The following is a 20,503-nucleotide window of genomic DNA, read 5'->3' on the forward strand; positions in this document are numbered from 1 at the left end:
AACCAATTACAGCTATGAATAAACCAAAAGATGTTGACGAGTACATCGGCAGTTTTCCTGCCGGTGTACAACAAAAGCTGCAGCAGGTGCGCAATGCTATTAAAAAAGCCGCGCCACACGCAAAGGAAATAATTAGCTATAGTATGCCTGCCTACAAGCAGCACGGTAACCTGGTGTATTTTGGCGGCTGGGAAAACCACGTTGGCTTTTACCCGGGTGCCGGGGCAATTGTGCAGTTTAAAAACGACCTGGCGGCTTATAAAGGTGCAAAGGGTTCGGTTCAATTTCCGCTTGACGAACCCATGCCGCTGAGCCTGATAGCAAAAATTGTAGCATACCGTGTAAAAGAGGATGCCGGACATGCCGAAACAAAAAGGTTAAAAAAGGCGAAGTAATTATTGCGGCAAGTTTTTAAGATCAATTGCCGGCTGATGACTGCCGGCGCTGAGGCTAAACTTTTGGTTTAGCGGCGTAAGATCATTAAAAAACCCGCCATTACGCAGATAAAGCTTCCCGCCTGTAAGCCCGCCCGAATAATCCTTTCGGTAATTTTTACGTGCTGTTTCGTCGCCGGTGTAGGTTGCGCCGGTTATGCGGTGCCATTTACCCGCACTATCGCCCAGCCATTGCCCGGTAAAATAAGCCATGCGTACCTTGTCGCCGTTATTGGGTTCAAAGTTTTCTACAAACGAGTAAAGGCCGTTAAGATAACTATTGGTTTGGGGGCGGCTAAAGCTGGCTATCAGCAACCATTTACCGGCAGCAATATCTTTAAACCAGGCGGTATAAGTAGTGATATTATGCAAATTGTCGGGCTCGGCCTTTAATAAAAATGCGTAGGTTTTACCGGCCATCCAGGGGTAATTCATATAACTTTGCCCGCCCGAACCTTCATCCCCAAACTCGCCGCCGTGTACGGTAGCTCCTTTTTTCAACAGTTTTACGCGCAAACTATCTGGGATGCTTTTAGGGTCATCGGTGTTAAAGGGGCTCCATACCGAAAACAGCACCCTGCGTTCGGTTGCCGAGTTTACCTGCATGCCAAAATACCCTCCGTTAAAACCATCGGCCATAAAGTACGAGCCCGTCACGTCCATTTTTTGAGGAACGGTTATCTCGTTATAAAACCATTTAACATCTTTTTTTATTTCCTGCGGGATATCGTACCTTAAATGCACCGATGGCCCCCTGCGCCCAAAATGGAACGATGAGCCGGTTTTTACATAGGTGAGTTCGTTACCTGGATTTATACCACTTACAACCAGGTCGGTTACATCGGCATATGTCCTTCCGGTTTTGCTTAACCCTTTCAGGTCGATTTTTAAATAGCCGGGCTGTACCGCAACTGTACCAATAGTTATGGTATCAAACACGGGGTTGGCAACCTGCTTTATAAAAACATTTTTACCAATCGTTATACTCACCCTGCTTTTACCCATGGGCACACGTAAGCGTAATGCCAGCATAAGCTCCTGCGCGGCATCTGCCCTAAAATAAATGCTGATGATATCCTTCGCGCTTTTCCAGCTTGTTACACCAGTATCTGTTAATAAAGCATTGCCCTTAACCCAGGCATTGCCGCCAAGCGGTATAATGGCTTTAGAGGGTTGTGCGGCTGCATAAATTGTGCAGCCGAGTATGATACATACGATAAGCAGGGAAGTCTTTTTCATTTTTTTGCAATGGCAGCGCCGGGGGCTAAATTAAAAAATTAACCCGTTACACCCATTTTATCACCAGCGTTTCTTCGGCTTCTATACTAATGTGGTTGCCCCCGGCCTTGCCGCCTTTATTGGCAAAAAGCACAACCGGCTGAAGCATTGGGTCTTTTACCAGTATTTTAAATTCGCGGCGTATCGGTGCTTTGTTGATGATGATGGTCACCACTTCGTTATTAGCCCCCAATACTTTCATCAGCACGCCCTTTTGCGGTTCTTCAAAAACAAATGGCAGGTTTAGGGATGCATAATTAAGTGCCTTTACCATAAAAAGATTCAAGTGGGTATAATCGCCCATCATTCGGCTGCCCAAGCCAACAAGCGATGGCAGCCAGTAAGCTGTTCCATGGCCAAAGTTATTTTGCGTGGCGGTAACATCTCCATTACTATTAGCCATTGGGGTGGCTGTAGTGATATTAAGCTGCCCTTTCCATTGGTAAGCAGGGAGGGCAATACCGTTGGCTACCAACTCTTCCATCTCATCAATGGCTTTATATTCCAGCACATCGGCACCCATCAGATCACGCAGCGGGAAGCCCAACCGCATCAGGCCGACAGCATTCTCGTCATAATAACCCGTTAATCCATCGGCGATAAGCTTGCCGCCCTTTTGTACAAAGGCTGTAAGTAAAGGCCAGTATTTCGACGGGATGGAGATCTGGTGCGCCAGGATAATGGCCTTGCCCCGGTAATCGTCTTCCGAAAAATCAAACTCGCTTACCTCTTTAAAATTTGCCTGCACACCAGCCTCGCTTAACGCTTCGAAATAGGCCAGGGCAGATTTCATTACCCCGCCTTCATCGCGGCCCTCGTAACTTTTGCCTCCCATTTGCAGCGTTTTTTCTATCCATAACGATTCGCGGGTGTATAATATATTAACGCCCGATTCCATCTCCTTGGCCTGCTCAAAAAATCCTATATGCTCATCTACGGTTTCAATAACTTCGGCAGCAACCAGCAGCCTGTCTGATGGTTGGTTGTGATAGTTGAGCATCGCCCATTCCCCGGCTTCGATACCTGATGAACGCGGGTTAAGGCACCAAAATATGGCGCCCTTACTTTCTGTGCCAATGGCTATCCATAACCACTGGCAAATTTCTTCTTTAGTTGGGCAAAGCGATAAAAAGCCGCTGTAGGTATTATTGCCCCCCTGCAGTTCGGTCATAAACCACGGAATATCGCCCGCACCCGAGCGAATGATCTGGCAATTTGCCGAAACCGCCAGGGCATACTGCCCGCGGTTAAAATAACTAAAATGCCAGCTTGCATGCGCCGAACCCCCAAGACTGGTGAGAAAGCTTCGCCAGCTTGTAAAATCGTACTCGGCAACATTCTTAAAAATGGCGTGGTTGTTTACATGTATAATGCTGTCGGGGTCGTGCTTGTGGACCTCATCTGTAAGCCATTGCAAAAACCAGGTGTTATAGTACAGGTGAAAGCGCTCGTCGGCAAAATCAAAATGATCGTAACCGTTGCTGTTATAATCTACCTGCGCCTGGGCTGCCTTCCATTCCTGATATTTATCGGTAGCAAATTGTCCTTGCGGAAAATGCCCAACGCCCGGCTCGTTCACCGGCACCCAGCCATAGCACGATTTGAACTGCTTAAAGTGGACAACTACATTTTCTATATATCTGGCGATAGCGCCAAGGTGGTCTTCATCTTTCGGGAATTTTAAACCGCCCAGGTCGGTAAAGGCCGTGGCGGGGAACAGGTTACCGTATATTTTAATGCCATACTTTTCGGCTGCTTTATAGGCCGCGTCAAACAGGGAGTAATCCCATCTGCCGTCGGGCTGGTGCATATAGGTTTCAAACAGGCGGATACGCGTAACCGTCATGCCGGCATCCTGCAGCCTGCGAAACCAAAGGTCGATCTCTTCGGGTGTTTGCCCCGGTTCAATAAAAACCTCGGCGCCGATCATGATAGGCGTAGCCTGTGCTTTTGATGAATTATGCATATAATATCCTGAGGGATGTTTTTATCCTGCAAATGGTTAACTTTTAAAAAAACGAATGGTTTTAATAATGCACCACCTGCCTTGTTAAGATAATAACGGCCCTTAAGCCCCGGAGGTATATTTTAGCCTTTTTATTTGATAACGGTTACGCTAACAAATATTCAATATTTCAATTATCGCCTCAAATAAATTCTATATCTTTCGGTTTACAAAAATCCTGTAACGTGTTAGTTAAGACCTTTGGAAGTGCGGTATATGGTATCCAGGCAATTACCATTACAATTGAAGTGAATATTGCGGCTGGCACTAAATATTTTATAGTTGGCCTGCCCGATATTGCCGTGAAGGAAAGCTATTTCAGGATAGAATCGGCCCTAAAAAATTGCGGATACCGCATGCCCCGGCAGCAGGTAGTAGTTAATATGGCGCCCGCTGACATAAAAAAGGAAGGATCGGCATATGACCTGACCATTGCTACCGGTGTTTTGGCAGCATCGGGCCAGATAGAAGCCGAAGATCTGGATAAATATCTTATTATGGGCGAGTTATCGCTTGATGGTGGCCTGCAACCTATTAAAGGCGCATTGCCAATAGCAATACAGGCTCGCAAGGAAGGCTACAAAGGGTTTATCCTGCCCAAACAAAACGCCCGCGAAGCAGCCATTGTAGATAACCTTGAGGTTTATGGTGTTGAAAATATAAAACAGGTTGCCGACTTTTTTAACGGCGATACCACACTCGTGCCCGAAGTAGTAAACACCCGCGATGAGTTTTTTAACAGCCTTACCGCCTACGACAGCGATTTTAGCGAGGTGCGCGGGCAGGAAAACATCAAACGCGCCTTAGAAATTGCCGCCGCCGGTGGCCATAATGTAATACTGATAGGCCCGCCGGGAGCCGGGAAAACTATGCTGGCCCGCAGGCTGCCATCTATATTGCCGCCCCTGAGCCTGCACGAATCATTGGAAACCACCAAGATCCACTCCGTAGCCGGAAAACTCTCCGCAGCCGATGCCCTGGTTACTACAAGGCCGTTCCGCTCGCCGCACCATACCATTAGCGATGTTGCGCTGGTAGGCGGCGGCAGTAACCCACAGCCCGGCGAGATCTCGCTGGCGCATAATGGCGTATTGTTTTTGGATGAATTGCCCGAGTTTAAACGCAGCGCCCTTGAAGTAATGCGCCAACCGCTGGAAGAGCGCAGGGTTACCATATCTCGCGCCAAGTTTACGGTTGATTACCCCAGCAGTTTTATGTTGGTTGCTTCTATGAATCCATGCCCTTGCGGGTATTACAACCATCCCGAGAAGGATTGCATATGCCCGCCAGGGACAGTGCAAAAATACTTGAGCAAGATCTCGGGCCCGCTTTTAGACCGGATAGACCTGCATGTGGAGGTTACGCCGGTTAACTTTAGCGAGCTATCGTCTGACAGGCTGGCCGAGAAAAGCGAACTGATCCGCGACAGGGTGATAAAAGCCCGAGAGGTGCAGATGCAACGTTTTGGCGACCGCCCCGACCTGCACGCCAACGCGCAGATGAGCCCGCAAATGGTAAGGGATATCTGTAAAATAACCACCGCCGGCCAAACGCTGCTTAAAAAGGCGATGGAGAAGCTTGGCCTTTCCGCCCGAGCTTACGACCGGATCCTGAAAGTTGCCCGCACCATTGCCGACCTTGCCGGCAGCGAAGAAATATTATTAGAACACCTTGCCGAAGCCATACATTTCAGGAGTTTGGATAGAGAGGGGTGGGCGGGGTAATGTAGACTTGTAAGTAAATAATGTACAATACAGAAATAATAAATACGGCAATTGAAATATTTTTCGATACCGTAAAAAGATTTAACAAGAAGTTATACAATAACTTAGATAGCGGACTATCAGAAATTGAAATTAAAAATTTTGAATCTACGGTAAATTTCAAATTCCCTCCAGAGGTTTTTAGTTTATATCGTTTAAAAAATGGATTTAAAATAGAAAGTAAATTGAATTTACACCAAAGCCTCTTATTCGATAATGGACTGTTTTTATCAGTTGAACAGGCCACAAGCGAATACAATGCTTTATACAAGAACATTCCAGAATTAAAATTTAAGCTTCCGCTATTTGATAGCGGAGGTGGTGATTTTCTGTTGCTGGATTGCGACCCGAATAGTCCGAATTACAGAAAGATATTGATTTGGTCCCCACCGTTGGAAATTGTTGAGCCCGAAGTCATTTATCGTTCTTTGGCCGATTTGTGTCTGACTAACACCAGATGTCTTACAACAGATGTGTACAGATATGATGATAATGGGGATTTGCAATTTGATTTTCAAAAGTTAAAAGCCGCAGCAATATTAGCCAATGGCAGATTGGAATACTGGAATAAAAGATTTGATGTTTAATAGTAAATTTTTTGACAAGACCTTTCTTAAGATATATAAATTTGGAATAAGTACGCCTTACTTTCCACCCCAATTAAAAAATTTGCTTTTTTTAAAAGTTATTTATAGCTTCACGCCTCTACATTACCCATGAGCGATAAAACAAAAAAGATCATCATTTTTGATGATGATGAGGACATCCTATCTATCTGCAGCTACATTTTAGAGGAACAGGGCTGGGAGGTTCACACCTTTACCGATTGTAATAACATTACCGAAAAAGTTGCAGGCATTTCCCCGGATGTGATACTGATGGATAACTGGATCCCGGATGCAGGCGGCATTATTGCTACACAAACCCTTAAAAAAGAAGAAACCTTAAAAAATATACCGGTAGTATACTTTTCGGCCAATAGCGACATTCAATTGCTTGCCGACCACGCAGGCGCCGAAACTTTCCTGGCTAAACCTTTTGACCTGGAAGAACTTGAGCGTGTTATCAACTCGGTGCTGCTCAAAAACTAAAATATTTTCAAGATACAAAAAGAGCCATCCTGATAAATCGGTATGGCTCTTTTTGTTATGCGGCAACTCTTAAAATTCACCGTCGCGTGGGGGCCTGTTTCCACCGCCGCCGCCGCCTCTCATACCACGTCCCGGTTCTGCCGATGGGGCCTTACCCGAAAATTTTTGCAGGCGGAAGGTAAAGGTTAACAGGAAATAACGGCCAAGCTTATTTACATTAGACTGAGTGACCGTACTGCCATTGGTTACGGTAGAAAAGCCTGTATTTTCGTTGAACAGGTCATACGCCGCTAAGCGTAACGTACCGCGGTGGTCTTTTAAAAACCGGCGCTCTACGTAGGTATTAAATATGTTGGGGTTTTTAACCGGAATGGTGTATCCATAATTTAAATTTTTGGTGTAATCATAGCTAAAGGTCCAATCTTTCCAAAAATAATTTTTACCGTTTATACCCAATTCTAATCCCCGGATATTGGTGTTTTGATTACCTGATGTAGTTATCGAATTATCAGATTTATTAATGGTGTATCTGGTGTATATCTCCGCGTCAATTACATCGGTTATATTGGTACGGAAACTTAAACGCGGACTTAACGTTAGTGTTTTCGCAATGTTCTTCGCAATCGCTGTTTCTGTATTGTCTTCATTTACATCCTGCGAAAAGCCTATATTATTAGTATAATTAACATTGGCATTTAATGATAAAGTGTATTTACGCTCGCTCCATGGTTTCGAATACATGAAGAACGCACCCGCTGTATAATAGCCATCAGTATTTAAATACCGTATTAACGTAGCCCCTCTAAGTTTATCCAGGGTTGGGTTGGCAGCCAATACCGACGGGGTAAAGCTTGGGGCATAATTTACTATATTCTGTACAATTTTATTGTTGGTTTGGTTATAGCTTAAGCCTATCAGGAATATATTACCTGTTTGAAAACTGAACGCGTTATAGCGCAACGATACATTATTAGCAAATTCTGGTTTTAAATTAGGGTTACCCTGTACCGGATAAGATGCGTTTGAAAAATCGATAACCGGCTGCAATTGGTTAAATGCCGGCTGGTTGCTGCGGCCATTGTAGTTAAAACGCAATGCCTGGCTCCTGTTAAAGTTGTAATTAAAGCTTGCCGCAGGTATAACATTAAAGGTTGATACGCTTGTGGATACATTATTAAGCAGGTTTACACCATCCAGCTTTGAGGGCTGGCCGCCAACACCCAATGTAAGATTGTATTTTTTCTCAACAACCCGATAGTTTAGACCAAAGCGGTTTGTGGTAAAGGTGTAGTTATAATCATTACTCGATAAGTCGTACTTATGGTACCTATCCGGCGATGCCGAATAAAGCGTATCCGTTTCCTTATTGCTGGTTGTAAAATTATGGTTGAAGGCATAGTTGAACTCCAAAAACGATACCCGGCCTATCGGCTCCTGGTACGACAGGTTTAAGCCGTATGATGTAGTGCGGCTATCCGTATAAATAACCTGGTTAGCCGGTGCGCGTTCTGTTAAACTTATGGTGTAATTATTTATTGTGTTTTCGTAATCGTTGTTTATGTTATTACTTGCATTAAAGCCAATATTTAAATTACGCTTGCTGTTTTTAAAACGATGATTGAAAAACCCGTTCAGGCCGTAGTTTGGCGCGGTTGATGTATTGATGGTTGTTGATGTGTATGCCAATTGTGTAACGCCACCCCTAACAAGCGATTGATCATCAAAGCTGCTTACATCGGCGCCATTATAGCTAAAAGTTGGTGTAACCTTTAAATAATTAAGCGTATCGGGTTTCCATTCAAGGTTAAAATTAAACCTGTGGTTGGTTGGCGAACTGGTTTCCTGGCTGCTTTGGTTACTAATACTTGGGTTAGAAGATGTATTTGTTTGCAGCGTGGTTGAATTAGTAAATGTGCTATTGTTGCTAAAGCTATAGCTACCATAAACAGACAATGCTTTACCCCACTGGTCCCTAAAGTTTAACCCTATTGAACGGGCGTTAGTTATACCGTTTGCATTGGTGGTAGAGCCACTGCTTCCACCACGTAATGCATTGCCACGCCCACCGCCGCCGCCTCCAAAACCACCGCCACCTGAGGCGCCGCCGGTTGGTGAACCATAGCTAAAAGTATTAACGTTGGTATTATTAAGGTTGCCCAATACAGATATTTGCTGGTCGCCTTTAAACTTGAAAAAATTTACCAGGCCTATGTACCGGTTCTCGTTTTTAACACCTGGCTCTTTTGGTAACAGGTCAGAGCCATCCCCGGCTGTAGCCTGGCCAAAGTAGCCATAGTTTTTATCCTTGCGAATAGTAAAATTTAATATCTTATCAGGCTCGCCGGTTTTAACGCCGGTAAGGTTGGCCTGGTCGCCATAGTCGTCAATAATCTGTACGCTTTCAATCACATCGGCGGGCAGGTTTTTGGTAGCGCTTTGTACATCCCCACCAAAAAAGTCCTTACCGTTTACACGCACCCTGGTTATTTGCTTGCCCTGCGATGATACGGTACCGTCCTTGTCTACATCCACGCCGGGTATCTTTTTAAGCACATCCTCTATCGGTGCGTTTTCGCGCACCTTGTATGCCGATACGCTGTACTGCACCGTATCCTCTTTAAATACTACCGGGTTTACACCCACAATAGTAACGGCACCCAGCTGCCTGGTTGCTGATTTAAGAATTATAGGGTCAAAATCAATTGGCTTACTATCGGCAGGGAGTGTATAATGTTTTATTAAACCTTCGTATCCGATGGAGCTGATGGTTAGTGTTATTTTTGTGCCTCTTACTGATGGAAAAGTAAATTTACCGTTCACATCTGCAATGGTAACTGAGCTGTCGCCAAGTTCGTTGCGCAGCTTAACATTACTACCGGGCAGGGATAATTTGGTAGAATCAATTATAGTTCCGCTTACAGACCGTTGCTGCGCTGCTGACCTGGAAGCGTTAAAGCAAATTAATGCTAATATTAAATATAGGTATTTCATAATTTTAATAACATAAAGGGCTGTTACAGTACCCTATAGACACATTTATTGTGCAAATGTTCACTTAATTAAATTTATATATTTAATAATCATAGCATTGTTACATATTTTAATATCAAACAATAGGATTGTTACATATTATAAAAGTAAAGCCCTGCAATTGCAGGGCTTCATACAAACTTTTAAGAATTTTACCTGTACATATTAATGTACAACACTGGTTTTTTAGTTTAACCTGAAAGTAGAGGCTACCTGGTTAAAGTTTCTGACATTTAATCCGGGGTGACTAACAGATAGTGTAGTAATTGATGTTCCTTCTATTACAACTACCCTGAAATCTAACCCGGTTGCTGTAAAATTAGCTTTGATATCAACATATCCTACTCCGTAATTCGACACGCTGATGGTACGGTCAGCCTCGCTGTATGGCAACGCGTAATATCCTGTACCCGAACCATTTACCCTAAAATAAACCAACACCAGGCCCTGGTTAACAATACCTTGTGTAATAGCCGGCACCGAAAGCCTTGTAAGCCCGGTTAATGTAACGCTCTTATTTGGAAGCAAAAAGCTTTGTACGTTGGCGTTGCCATCCTGTCCGTTTTGTCCGTTTTGTCCGGCTTGCCCGGTTGCGCCGGTTGCACCAGTTGGGCCTTGCGGGCCTTGTGGTCCACGCGGGCCGGTGGCACCTGTTGCGCCTGTAGCACCGGTTGCGCCTGCCGGGCCTGTAGCACCTGTTGAGCCGGTTTCACCCTGCGGGCCTTGCGGGCCTGTAGCGCCGGTTGCTCCTGCTGGGCCTACCGGTCCTCCTGCCGGGCCTGCCGGGCCTTGTGGTCCTGCCGGCCCGGCCGGGCCTTGTGAACCTGTAGCGCCTGTGGCACCAGTAGCCCCGGTTGCTCCTGTTGGGCCTTGTGAACCCTGTGCGCCTGTAGCGCCCGTTGCACCGGTAGATCCTTTCGCTCCTGTTTCACCCTTTGGCCCTGCCGGCCCCGGGGTTGTTGATTTTTTACACGCGCCTACCGTTAAAAGACTAAGCGCTATAGTGGCTAATAAAAGTCTGTTTTTTTTCATATCCATTTTGTGAGTGTTAGGGTCTTGTACGGAGTTATTAACATTTGGTTTCATAAATTGGCGTTTGTGGATAATATTTTTATAAAACCCGGGATAATATGCTATAGATATCCACAATAGCTGTCAACCTTTGTTAATAATTATTTCTATTAAGCCATAACTTTGGGCACGGTTTTTTCGTTAAACATTAAAAACATTTAACCTATGGATAATTTTAGAGGGTCTTTGCACGCTAAAGTGCATAAATGGACAGATGCTATTGGCTTTAGGCTTAATACGTCGCAAACCAGTGGTAAAAGTAAGGTAACCACTAACCATTATTTTTTTGAAACTTTCAATTTTTTTGAAAAGTGGAAGGACAATGACCCCGCCAAAGCAAAATTCCTTTGTTTTGATACTTACGGCGAAAAGGTAAGCGTTAAAACATTGTTAGACCTGCAAACAGCTTTTTTTGAAAATATAAGTCAGTTAAAATAATATGCCGGTATGGCTTTCTGAAAGTTATACAAAAAACGCCCCTGTAAATTTACAGGGGCGTTTTTTGTTGCATTGATATATTACTGTTTTGTTTGCGGGAAGCAATCGTAATCAATTTGCGGGGCTTCGTCGTTTAAACGCCCCGGGCCGCCGGCTGCAATATTAACAACGGGGCGGGTTGGATACAAAGCTTCTTTAATGCGTAAACGCAGATCGGCAAAGTGAGCTGATGTTAAAGCATCGCCACCTTTTGGCAGGCTTGCGCTTATTTTAGCCAATTCGGCACGTACCATTGGCCTGATATCTGATAACGCTATATTAATTGGCGTTAACCCGTAACCCGCCAGTTGTGCCGGCGTAGCACCGGGGAAACTCGGGTTGGCATCATCATTCAATAAAATCCTTAACCTATCAATGTAACCGCGTTGCAGGTTGCGTTTAAACTCATCGGGGGTGCTGTTTGTAAAAATGCCCGGGCGCAGATCGTTAAACATATCGGCAACGGTATATGCGCTGGCACCGTTTTTGGCCTGGTTATCAAACATACGGGCCAGGCGCGATTGATTAAGTACGCTGGCAACCGAGTTTACCTGCAGGGCTTTTATACGCCCAATAACAACGCCGTTATCAAATTTGCTAAGTTCGGCATTGTTAATTAACCAGCGCGGTGTAATATATACTTGCTGATTTAAAAACACCAGCGCATCGTGCTGAAGGCTTTTGTTTACAAAACCGTAAACCGCTCCTTGCTGGTCGTAAGTTTTAAAGTTTTCGTTCATCCCGCCGATATTCATGGTAACATGGCCTATGTAACGGTTAAACTGCCCAATAACTTCGTTATATAATGTTTGTACGTCATCATAATCCTCACCTTTCTGGAAGGTCCATTTTTCAATGTTAGGCAGTATCCGTTTCAAATTGGCAATACCATAAACGCTGGCTTTCATGGCATTGTCGCCAAGGTCTTCGTTCTGTAAGCGCGGATCGATAGAGGTGCCCTGCCTGCCATAGTAATAAAGCGGGTTGCCGGCTTTCTCTTTTGTCCATACATCTAATAGCTCTTTTTCCTGCTTTGGAGTTTTCTTGCCAGGGAAATAACTGTATCCCCACTTAACCGCCCATAGATCGTACTCGCCAATTTGCGGGTATAAATGGGTTACACCATCGCCCGGTTGGGCAATATAATTAAAACGGGCGTAGTCCATTATAGAAGGGGCGGTACCGTGTTTATCAGTAAATGATTTTGAACGCAGCGAATCAACCGGGTAAGCATAGCTCGACCCAAAGTTGTGCGGCAGGCCTAAAGTGTGGCCAATTTCGTGCGATGATACAAAGCGGATCAGCTCGCCCATTTGCGCATCGGTAAATTTAGCCATGCGTACATTTGGGTTAACGGCTGCTGTTTGTATAAAATACCAGTTGCGCAGCAGGCTCATAACATTATGATACCAGCCAACATGGCTTTCCAGGATCTCGCCGCTGCGTGGGTCTGATATATGCGGGCCGTAAGCATTCTGCACATCAGATGCAAAGTATCTTAAAACGCTGTAGCGGGCATCTTCGGTACTAAATTCGGGGTCTTGTTTGGCAGTTGGGGCTTCTTTACCCACAATAGCATTTTTAAAACCGGCGGCTTCAAAGGCTTTGTTCCAATCATTTATACCTGCAATAAGGTATGGCACCCATTTTTTAGGTGTTGCCGGGTCAATGTAATAAACAATCTGTTTTTTAGGTTCAACAAGTTCGCCGCGACTATAGGCAGCCTCATCTTTGGGCTCCAGTTTCCAGCGGTGAATATAACCCGTAGCTTCTGCCTTTTGGGCGTCGGTGCCATAATCTGTTTGGCGCTGGCCAAAAAAACCTACCCGGTCGTCATTCAAACGCGCATTCATTGGCGTTTTTGGCAATAACAGCATCGAGGTGTTTAACTCAAAAGTAACCGCGGCGTTACTGTTATCAGTTGGCGATTCGCCGGCACGATAGGTTTTAAGCGTACGTGCCTCAATGTTTATCGGAAAGCTTTTTACCGTATCAATATACGAGCGCGTGTTATCCAGCGCGCTTATCTTATACATTTTTTTGATGTTATCCGGCAGGCCTATGGCAGCGACATCGCCATTATAAAGATCTGTAACATCAATTAATACACCGGTAGTATCTTTATTATAGGCTTTAATATCAAAAGCAGCCAGTACTGCATCAAGGTTTGAGTTTTTAACAGACTGGTACATATCGCTGGTGCTATCGGCCCTTACCGAGTAGCTTGGTACACGCACGAAAACCTGCTTATCATGCCGCTCCCATTTCCACACCTGGTCGTTAATTTCTTCACCGCCATACTGCTGCCCAAATGATTTTAAGCCCGTGGGGGTTTTTACAAAGCGGGTAACCACCAGCATTTCGCGGTTAATAAGGCTATCGGGTATTTCAAAATAATACTTGCCATCAACTTTATAAGTGTTAAAAAGGCCTGTATCGGCCTTTACTTTTCCAATAAGATCGCTGAATTTTTTAATGCCCTCTTTTTTGCCGGCGCCAATTGTAGCAGTAGCGGTTGAACCGCCTGGCGTGGTTGTGGTTTTTAAGGTAACTGTACGCTCTGTCTGTTTTTTAGTAGCGCACGAGCTTGCGAAAGCTGCTATTGTAAAAGCGGCTATGGTTAGGTAAGTATTTACCCGTAAATTTCTGTTCATTGGCTGTTTAAATAATAAGTAGGCTAAAAATATAGAATATATGCTTGAGAATACGAACGCAACAAGTTCGTTACGTTTGGTAACTGTGTTATATGCGGCGCTTTAGATTGATGATAACTCTATCATACTTTTTATCGTGATAAACTTCGAGCAATAAGCTTCGCTCGTTTGTTTTAAAGAACCCGTCAATTTCTTCGGCAGTCATTTTTGATATGGGTTTAAAATTTATAGAAGTAATTTCATCATCCTTTAACAACCCGATATCATCGGCAGGCGAACCGGGAGCTACACGGCTTACTATCAAATGCGAGTAATTTTCACCGGCCATGTAATATTCAATTCCGCTCATATCATGCTCAAACGCCTCTTTAAACTTTTCATTCGATTTTAAATAAAGCAAGTTGTTGCTATAATCAAATGCAAGGTTAAATTTTTTAAGTATGCCAATCCCGATGTTACCATCGCGGGCTATACTGAATTTTCTTTCTATATAATCTTTATCCGGAAAAGAGGTAATAACATTTTTTATTTTATAACTACCCAGCGTAATGTCTTTTATCCGGCTTAAATATCCAGTTATAGGCCCATTAAGCGCAACCCCTAAGTTTGCTTGTATAGCTTTTTTAGGAAGCTCATGCTTTTGCAGCATGTTTTCGAGTGATAAAGGGTGCCCCGCCCCAAGATCTATGATAAATTTATTAGTTGCTTTACTGCCATCGGGGAACGTTATCATTGCCTCCATATATGGTTTTTTATCCTCTATGGTAATGGGTATCTTCTGGCTTTTTTTAAATGGTTTAAGATCCTGTGGGCGGCAAACATTCATTGTACTGTCGCTAAAATCTATTTTTACGCCAAGGGAGTTAAAAAATTCATATCCCAATAAGCCGTGTATAGGCATGCCTACATAAGTCGACAGGTTAAAATAATCGGTTTTTAATATAGCTGCGGATACATTGTTACTTGTTAGCCCGGGGATCATAACATTTAAGGGCGATGTAACATAGGCTTCGTATGCCTCGCCCTCGCCAAGGCCGGATAACTTAATAATGCGTTTTGATGCAATGTTTATAGAATCTACCAGTTTAGGCTCGGTTATGATCATGAGCCCAACGCCAGTGTCTAATATAAAATTAAAGGGGCCTTTATTGTTAATATTAAGCTTTATCACCATCATGTTGCGGACAAGCTTAAACGGGACGTTTACATTTTTACGGTTACTGTCAACATCAAAAGATTGCGCATTTGCCGATATGAAAAGGCAATTTAATATGACAGCGAGCCATATATGTTTAAACTTGGGATATTTGTATATACCGGCTAACACCTGGTTTGAATTGGAAGCTAAAGCTACACTATTTTTTTATAAAATAACAGTTCGCTTTATGCCCGATACAGATAACAGGCTGTTTTAACAAAACTAATTTTTATGGCCTAACAACCCTCGGGCTTCTTACCATCTTTGTCATCATCGCATTTAAGATTGCCTTGTAGTTCGGGGTTTTGCGGGGGCAGTTTGGTAACAGTGCGCTCCACTTCGGTTTGCTGAACATGTACTGCGTACTCGGCGGGTTCAATGCGGCTGCCTATGGCTTCTGCATATACCTGGGTAAACTCCGCGCCTATGTAAAGTATAGCTGATGTGTAATAGATCCACACTAAAATAACGATAAGTGACCCTGCCGCACCATATGTGGAGCCTTGCGCGGTATATTGTATATACAAGCTAATGATGTATTGCCCCAACATGAATAAAATAGCGGTAAACATAGCTCCCGAACGTACATCCTTCCACTTGATCTTAACATCGGGCAGGAATTTAAATATGATACCAAACAAAACAGAGATCACTACAAAAGTAATAAACAGGTTGATGCCTTTCATCACCAGTTCTGTAACAGCGGGTAAAAAGTGTGTTATCTTATCACTTAATGCGGTTATCACAATATTAACCGCGAGCGATGCTATCAATAAAAAGCCAAGGCTGATGATAAGCGAAAAAGATAAAAACCTGTTTTGCAACATTTTTACCCAGCCTTTTTTGGGCTTGGCCTTTACACGCCATATAATGTTCAACGAATCCTGGATCTCTAAAAATATACTGCTTGCACCAATTAAAAGGGTAATAACCGATATCGTAACTGCGATACCGGATTTCCCCGAGAACTCAAGATTTTTTAACATCTCCTGGATTTGTTTGGCAGCGCTATCGCCAACAAAATGTGCAATTTCGGGGTATAAACGACCTGTTGCGGCATCATGACCAAAGAAAAGACCTGTTAACGAGATAATAAGTATCAGCAAAGGGGCTAATGAAAAAACAGTGTAGTATGCTAATGAAGCGCTAAATTTTAACCCGTTATCAGCCGAAAAGCCACTGAAGGTGGCCATCAGCACTTTCCATAGCTGTTTTAAATATTCTTTGCTAAAAACTTTCATATCAAAAATCGAATATATTTGTTAGTATCTTACCCTATTAAAAATAGACAACACCATTTTATGAAAATTGTAATGATGCCGGCTAACTTTTTTAAGTTATTGTTTATTTGTTTGTTACTAAGCAATTTTAGTGCCCGGGCGCAAAAAACCAATATCTGGATAGTGCGCCATGCCGAAAAAGCGGCCAATAGCACTAATGACCCCGACCCTGTTTTAAGCCCCGCAGGGCAAAAACGCGCCGAAGCCCTGGCTAAAGAATTAAAACGCGAAGACATAAAGGCCATATACGTAACCAAGTATAAACGTACCGGGCTTACCGCAAGGTCATTGGCTTATAAAATAAAGGTTTTGCCTCGCGTTTATGATACTGACACCGCCGCCCTCAAGAAATTCGCGAAAGCAATTTTAAAGAATTTTAAAGGCAACAATGTTTTAGTAGTAGGGCACTCAAATACGGTAATGCTGTTATTGAACGCCTTTGGTGCCGAGATGCCTTTTACCGCGCTTGATGAAGAAGATTATGATATGCTGTTTAGGGTAACGGTAAAAGATAACGGCAAGGTTGAACTGGCAATAGACTATTACGGCGATAAGCACCATACTAACGAGATCCCCGAAAAGTATCAGCCCGAAATAAACCATCCTGAAGCGATAAGGCCGTTTACTAACTATTGAGTAGAAGCAAGAAATAAAGACTCAGGAGCCAAGAAATAAATAAGAAGCTTGCAACATCGTTATATTTCTTGCCTGTTAATTTCTTGTCTCTCTTAACTTAATGGTTAGATACTACCAGCAGATCAAGATCTTTACTGGGGATAGAGAAGCGCTCGCCCATGTGCTTGTTGGTTAGATGCCCCTGGTATATGTAAACCGCGTTGCGAATCCCTGCTTTTTGCCAAATCACATTTTTAAGGCTGCCCTGCTCGCCAATGTCCAGTAAAATAGGCGCGAAGATATTGGTAAGCGCATAGGTTGCGGTACGCGCCACCCGCGATGCTATGTTAGGCACACAATAATGGATCACATCGTACTTGCGGAAAACCGGATGCGTATGATTGGTAACTTCTGATGTTTCAAAACAGCCCCCCTGGTCAATGCTCACATCTATAATAACCGAGTTGGGTTTCATTTTGCTAACCGTTTCTTCAGAAACTATACATGGGCTGCGGCCATCATCGGCGCGCATGGCGCCAATGGCAACATCGCAGGTGGTTATGGCTTTTTCGAGCACTATGGGCTGCACTACCGATGTAAATATCCGGGTACCGATATTGTTTTGCAACCTGCGCAGCTTGTAAATGGACGGATCGAACACTTTAACCTGTGCGCCAAGCGATATGGCGGTGCGCGCGGCATACTCACCAACGGTACCGGCGCCAAGTATCACAATTTCGGTTGGTGGTACGCCGGTTATACCGCCAAGCATCAGGCCTTTGCCTTCAAAAATATTGCTCAGGTATTCGGCGGCGATAAGGATAGATGTGGCCCCTACAATTTCGCTCATGGCGCGCACAACGGTTAACGAACCGCCCTCGTCTTCGAGGTGCTCAAAGCACAAGGCCGTTATCTTTTTCTTCATCAGCGCATGCAGGCACTCTGCTTTTAGGGTTGAAACCTGCAGGGCCGATATAAGCAGCTGGCCGGGTTTCATCATTTCTATCTCCTCCTTAGTAGGCGGGGCAATTTTTATAATGATATCGGCTTCGTAAACTTTTTTGGTGTCGTAAACTATCTGGGCGCCCTGCTCGCTGTAATTGCTGTCAGAAAAATTGGCGGCCTGCCCGGCGTTGCTTTCCAGCATTACATCGTGCCCGTTATTTACAAGCAAGGCTACGGATAAGGGGGTTAAAGGAATCCGGTTCTCCTGGAAGGAAACCTCTTTAGGGATGCCAATGTAAAGTTTGTTCTTTTTGCTTTTAACTTCCAGCATCGACTCCTGGGGCTGCATCATTGCCTGCCTGGCAACATTTGAGAACCCACTGTATTTCCCTGTACTCATGATAGCTATTTTTTCCGGCTGATGAAGATAAGAAAAAAACAGGTTTGATTATGAAATGTTTTCAACGGTTATTTGCCTGGATGTGGCATCTAAAACATGGATGCGTACGCCCGTATAGCTATCGGGTACAAGGTCGGCAATTTTTTCGGGCCACTCTATAAAGCAGTAGTTACCCGAGTAAAAATACTCTTCGTAACCCATGTCCATCGCCTCGCTGTGGTCTTTTAAACGATAAAAATCGAAATGGTAAACAGGCCCGTCGCTGCTTTCGTATTCGTTTACGATAGAAAATGTTGGGCTGGTTACTTCATCGTTAACGCCGAGCTTTTTACAAAGCGATTTGATAAGCGTGGTTTTACCCGCGCCCATATCGCCATAAAAAAGGAAGATGCGGGTATCGCCGGCATACTTAAATATCTCTGCTGCTGTCGCAGGCAGGTCGGTTGTGGATGTGGTGTGTAAGTCCATAATATACTCTCCCTAATGTCATTGCGAGGTACGAAGCAATCTCTCGAAGATGCATACCGGTTATGCAAAGTTCTGAGATTGCTTCGTACCTCGCAATGACGGGGCGAAATTAATACTTCAAAATCTTATTTAGGCCCGTAAGTAACTATCGGGATGATCATTTCTTCTAACGAGATACCTCCGTGCTGGAAGGTTTCGTTATAAAAATTAACAAAGTGGTTATAATTATTGGGGTACACAAAATAGCTGTCGCCTTTGGCGAATACAAAACTGCTGCTTACGTGCAGTTTTGGCAGCATGGCATCGTGCGGGTTACGGATGTGGAATACCTCTTTGGCATTGTAATTCAGGTTTTTACCTTGTTTGTAGCGCAGGTTGGTATTAGTGTTACGGTCGCCGATGATTTTACTTGGGTTTTTAACGCGGATGGTGCCGTGGTCGGTAGTAATAACCACCCTTACTTGTTTTGATGCCAAAAACTTCAACAGATCGAACAAAGGCGAGTGCTCGAACCACGACAGCGTTAACGACCGGTAAGCCGCATCATCGCTGGCCAGCTCGCGGATCATCTGCATATCGGTACGTGCATGGCTAAGCATATCTACAAAATTATACACCACCACGTTAAGCTCGTTATTCATCAGGTTATTTACCGATTCGTTCAGCGCGCGGCCTTCGTCGATATTTAAGATCTTATGGTACGAGTGTTTGATATCCTTGCGTAAAACGCGTTTAAGCTGATCGGTAACAAAGTCAGATTCGTAAAGGTTTTTACCGCCTTCGTCTTCGTCGTTTTGCCACATTTGCGGGTAACGGGTTTCCATCTCCAAAGGCATTAAGCCCGAAAAAATAGAATTACGCGCGTACTGGGTAGCCGTTGGCAGGATGCTGTAATACGTATCCTCTTCCTCCAGCCTGAAGTATTCCGAAATAATGGGGTTGATGATCTTGAACTGATCGTACCTTAAATTATCTATCAATATAAAAAACAGCGGCCCTTTGCCATCCAGCTTAGGGAATACCTTCTTTTTGAAAAGCTGCGGCGAAATGGTCGGCCCGTTCTCGGGGTCTTTTATCCAGCCTAAATAGTTACGCTCAACAAACTTGCAGAACTGCACGTTGGCTTCGGCTTTTTGCAGGGTTAGTATCTCGTGCATGCCGGCGTCTTCCAGTGTTTCCAGCTCCAACTCCCAGTAAATCAGTTTTTTATAAACATCAACCCACTCCTGGTAGCTTAAGTTATCATTCAGCGTCATGCCCAGGGTACGGAAATCCATTTGGTAGGCCATGGTTGTTTTTTCGGTAACCAGGCGCTTGTTCTCGGTAAGTTTTTTAATAGTAAGCAGTATTTGCTTAGGGTGTACCGGCTTAATCAGGTAGTCGTCAATTTTGGAGCCAATGGCGTCCTCCATCAAATACTCTTCCTCGTTTTTGGTGATCAGTACAATCGGTACGTCGTTATTAATATTTTTTATTTGCTGCAGCGTTTCCAGCCCGGTTAGTCCCGGCATGTTCTCGTCCAGGAAAACCAGGTCGAAGTACTGCTTCTTAAATTCTTCAATAGCATCGTTACCGCTGGTAACGGTGGTAATTTTATAACCCTTCTCGCTCAGGAAAAGAACATGTGGTTTTAGCAGATCAATTTCGTCATCGGCCCATAATATAGTGGTATCCTGCATAATATATTTATTTTTACTCCCCTATAACCCCGGGGTTGTATGTTTTGTTGTAAAAATATACAAAGGATTAACATTAATTAACAAATACACCGTGCTTGTTTTGTCATAATTCAAC

Annotated in this window: 16 protein-coding genes; 6 read left to right on the forward strand and 10 right to left on the reverse strand. The window is 44.0% G+C overall.

Annotated elements, in window-relative coordinates:
* Positions 1-14: 14 nt before the first annotated feature.
* On the forward strand, positions 15-395 hold the full coding sequence (locus EWM62_RS12810) for an iron chaperone (RefSeq protein WP_129877071.1): 381 nt from the start codon (positions 15-17) through the stop codon (positions 393-395).
* Here the strand turns inward: EWM62_RS12810 and EWM62_RS12815 are convergent, their stop codons facing one another.
* Together EWM62_RS12815 and EWM62_RS12820 are read right to left on the reverse strand one after the other, a co-directional pair.
* Positions 396-1,673: a DUF3472 domain-containing protein gene (locus tag EWM62_RS12815; RefSeq protein ID WP_129877072.1), complete on the reverse strand. Its 1,278-nt coding sequence runs from the start codon at positions 1,671-1,673 to the stop codon at positions 396-398. It abuts the gene before it with no gap.
* Between the two features lie 46 nt (positions 1,674-1,719).
* The gene (locus EWM62_RS12820) at positions 1,720-3,678 is read right to left on the reverse strand and encodes a beta-galactosidase trimerization domain-containing protein (RefSeq protein ID WP_129877073.1); all 1,959 of its coding nucleotides are present in this window, start codon (positions 3,676-3,678) and stop codon (positions 1,720-1,722) included.
* Positions 3,679-3,902: 224 nt separating this feature from the next.
* Here EWM62_RS12820 and EWM62_RS12825 point away from each other — a divergent pair, with 224 nt between their 5' ends.
* From EWM62_RS12825 to EWM62_RS12835, 3 genes are all read left to right on the forward strand, one after another.
* Positions 3,903-5,441, forward strand: a complete 1,539-nt coding sequence (locus EWM62_RS12825; protein ID WP_129877074.1) for a YifB family Mg chelatase-like AAA ATPase — start codon at positions 3,903-3,905, stop codon at positions 5,439-5,441.
* A 20-nt stretch (positions 5,442-5,461) separates the two neighbouring features.
* Positions 5,462-6,067: an SMI1/KNR4 family protein gene (locus EWM62_RS12830; protein ID WP_129877075.1), complete on the forward strand. Its 606-nt coding sequence runs from the start codon at positions 5,462-5,464 to the stop codon at positions 6,065-6,067.
* A 129-nt stretch (positions 6,068-6,196) separates the two neighbouring features.
* The gene (locus EWM62_RS12835; protein WP_129877076.1) at positions 6,197-6,571 is read left to right on the forward strand and encodes a response regulator; all 375 of its coding nucleotides are present in this window, start codon (positions 6,197-6,199) and stop codon (positions 6,569-6,571) included.
* A gap of 69 nt (positions 6,572-6,640) precedes the next feature.
* Here the strand turns inward: EWM62_RS12835 and EWM62_RS12840 are convergent, their stop codons facing one another.
* Together EWM62_RS12840 and EWM62_RS19750 are read right to left on the reverse strand one after the other, a co-directional pair.
* Positions 6,641-9,562: an outer membrane beta-barrel protein gene (locus EWM62_RS12840; RefSeq protein ID WP_129877077.1), complete on the reverse strand. Its 2,922-nt coding sequence runs from the start codon at positions 9,560-9,562 to the stop codon at positions 6,641-6,643.
* A gap of 225 nt (positions 9,563-9,787) precedes the next feature.
* Positions 9,788-10,633 carry a collagen-like domain-containing protein gene (locus tag EWM62_RS19750; RefSeq protein ID WP_317127814.1) on the reverse strand — a complete coding sequence of 282 codons (846 nt, stop codon included), beginning with the start codon at positions 10,631-10,633 and terminating at the stop codon, positions 9,788-9,790.
* Positions 10,634-10,837: 204 nt separating this feature from the next.
* Between EWM62_RS19750 and EWM62_RS12850 the strand changes: the two genes are divergently transcribed.
* Complete coding sequence (locus EWM62_RS12850) at positions 10,838-11,110, forward strand: hypothetical protein (RefSeq protein WP_129877079.1); 273 nt, start codon at positions 10,838-10,840, stop codon at positions 11,108-11,110.
* Positions 11,111-11,190: 80 nt separating this feature from the next.
* Here EWM62_RS12850 and EWM62_RS12855 read toward each other — a convergent pair whose 3' ends face one another.
* The 3 genes from EWM62_RS12855 to EWM62_RS12865 all read right to left on the reverse strand — a co-directional run bounded on the left by EWM62_RS12855 (position 11,191) and on the right by EWM62_RS12865 (position 16,242).
* Complete coding sequence (locus EWM62_RS12855; protein ID WP_129877080.1) at positions 11,191-13,803, reverse strand: zinc-dependent metalloprotease; 2,613 nt, start codon at positions 13,801-13,803, stop codon at positions 11,191-11,193.
* 88 nt (positions 13,804-13,891) lie between these two features.
* On the reverse strand, positions 13,892-14,980 hold the full coding sequence (locus EWM62_RS12860) for an aspartyl protease family protein (protein WP_129877081.1): 1,089 nt from the start codon (positions 14,978-14,980) through the stop codon (positions 13,892-13,894).
* Positions 14,981-15,237: 257 nt separating this feature from the next.
* A complete protein-coding gene (locus EWM62_RS12865) occupies positions 15,238-16,242 on the reverse strand; it encodes a YihY/virulence factor BrkB family protein (RefSeq protein ID WP_129877082.1) in 1,005 nt (334 codons plus the stop codon).
* Positions 16,243-16,302: 60 nt separating this feature from the next.
* On the opposite strand from EWM62_RS12865, the gene EWM62_RS12870 reads away from it, so the two are divergent.
* Positions 16,303-16,917 (forward strand): SixA phosphatase family protein, encoded by a 615-nt coding sequence (locus tag EWM62_RS12870; protein WP_129877083.1) that lies wholly within the window; start codon positions 16,303-16,305, stop codon positions 16,915-16,917.
* A gap of 97 nt (positions 16,918-17,014) precedes the next feature.
* On the opposite strand, the gene EWM62_RS12875 is transcribed toward EWM62_RS12870, so the two are convergent.
* The 3 genes from EWM62_RS12875 to porX all read right to left on the reverse strand — a co-directional run bounded on the left by EWM62_RS12875 (position 17,015) and on the right by porX (position 20,388).
* Complete coding sequence (locus EWM62_RS12875) at positions 17,015-18,241, reverse strand: alanine dehydrogenase (RefSeq protein ID WP_129877084.1); 1,227 nt, start codon at positions 18,239-18,241, stop codon at positions 17,015-17,017.
* Between the two features lie 48 nt (positions 18,242-18,289).
* A complete protein-coding gene (gene tsaE / locus EWM62_RS12880; RefSeq protein WP_129877085.1) occupies positions 18,290-18,709 on the reverse strand; it encodes a tRNA (adenosine(37)-N6)-threonylcarbamoyltransferase complex ATPase subunit type 1 TsaE in 420 nt (139 codons plus the stop codon).
* Between the two features lie 125 nt (positions 18,710-18,834).
* Entirely contained in the window at positions 18,835-20,388 is a 1,554-nt protein-coding gene (gene porX / locus EWM62_RS12885; RefSeq protein ID WP_129877086.1) for a T9SS response regulator signal transducer PorX, read from the reverse strand.
* Positions 20,389-20,503: the final 115 nt, after the last annotated feature.

Origin of the sequence: Mucilaginibacter terrigena, from assembly GCF_004168255.1 — a bacterium.
Lineage (GTDB): Bacteria > Bacteroidota > Bacteroidia > Sphingobacteriales > Sphingobacteriaceae > Mucilaginibacter > Mucilaginibacter terrigena.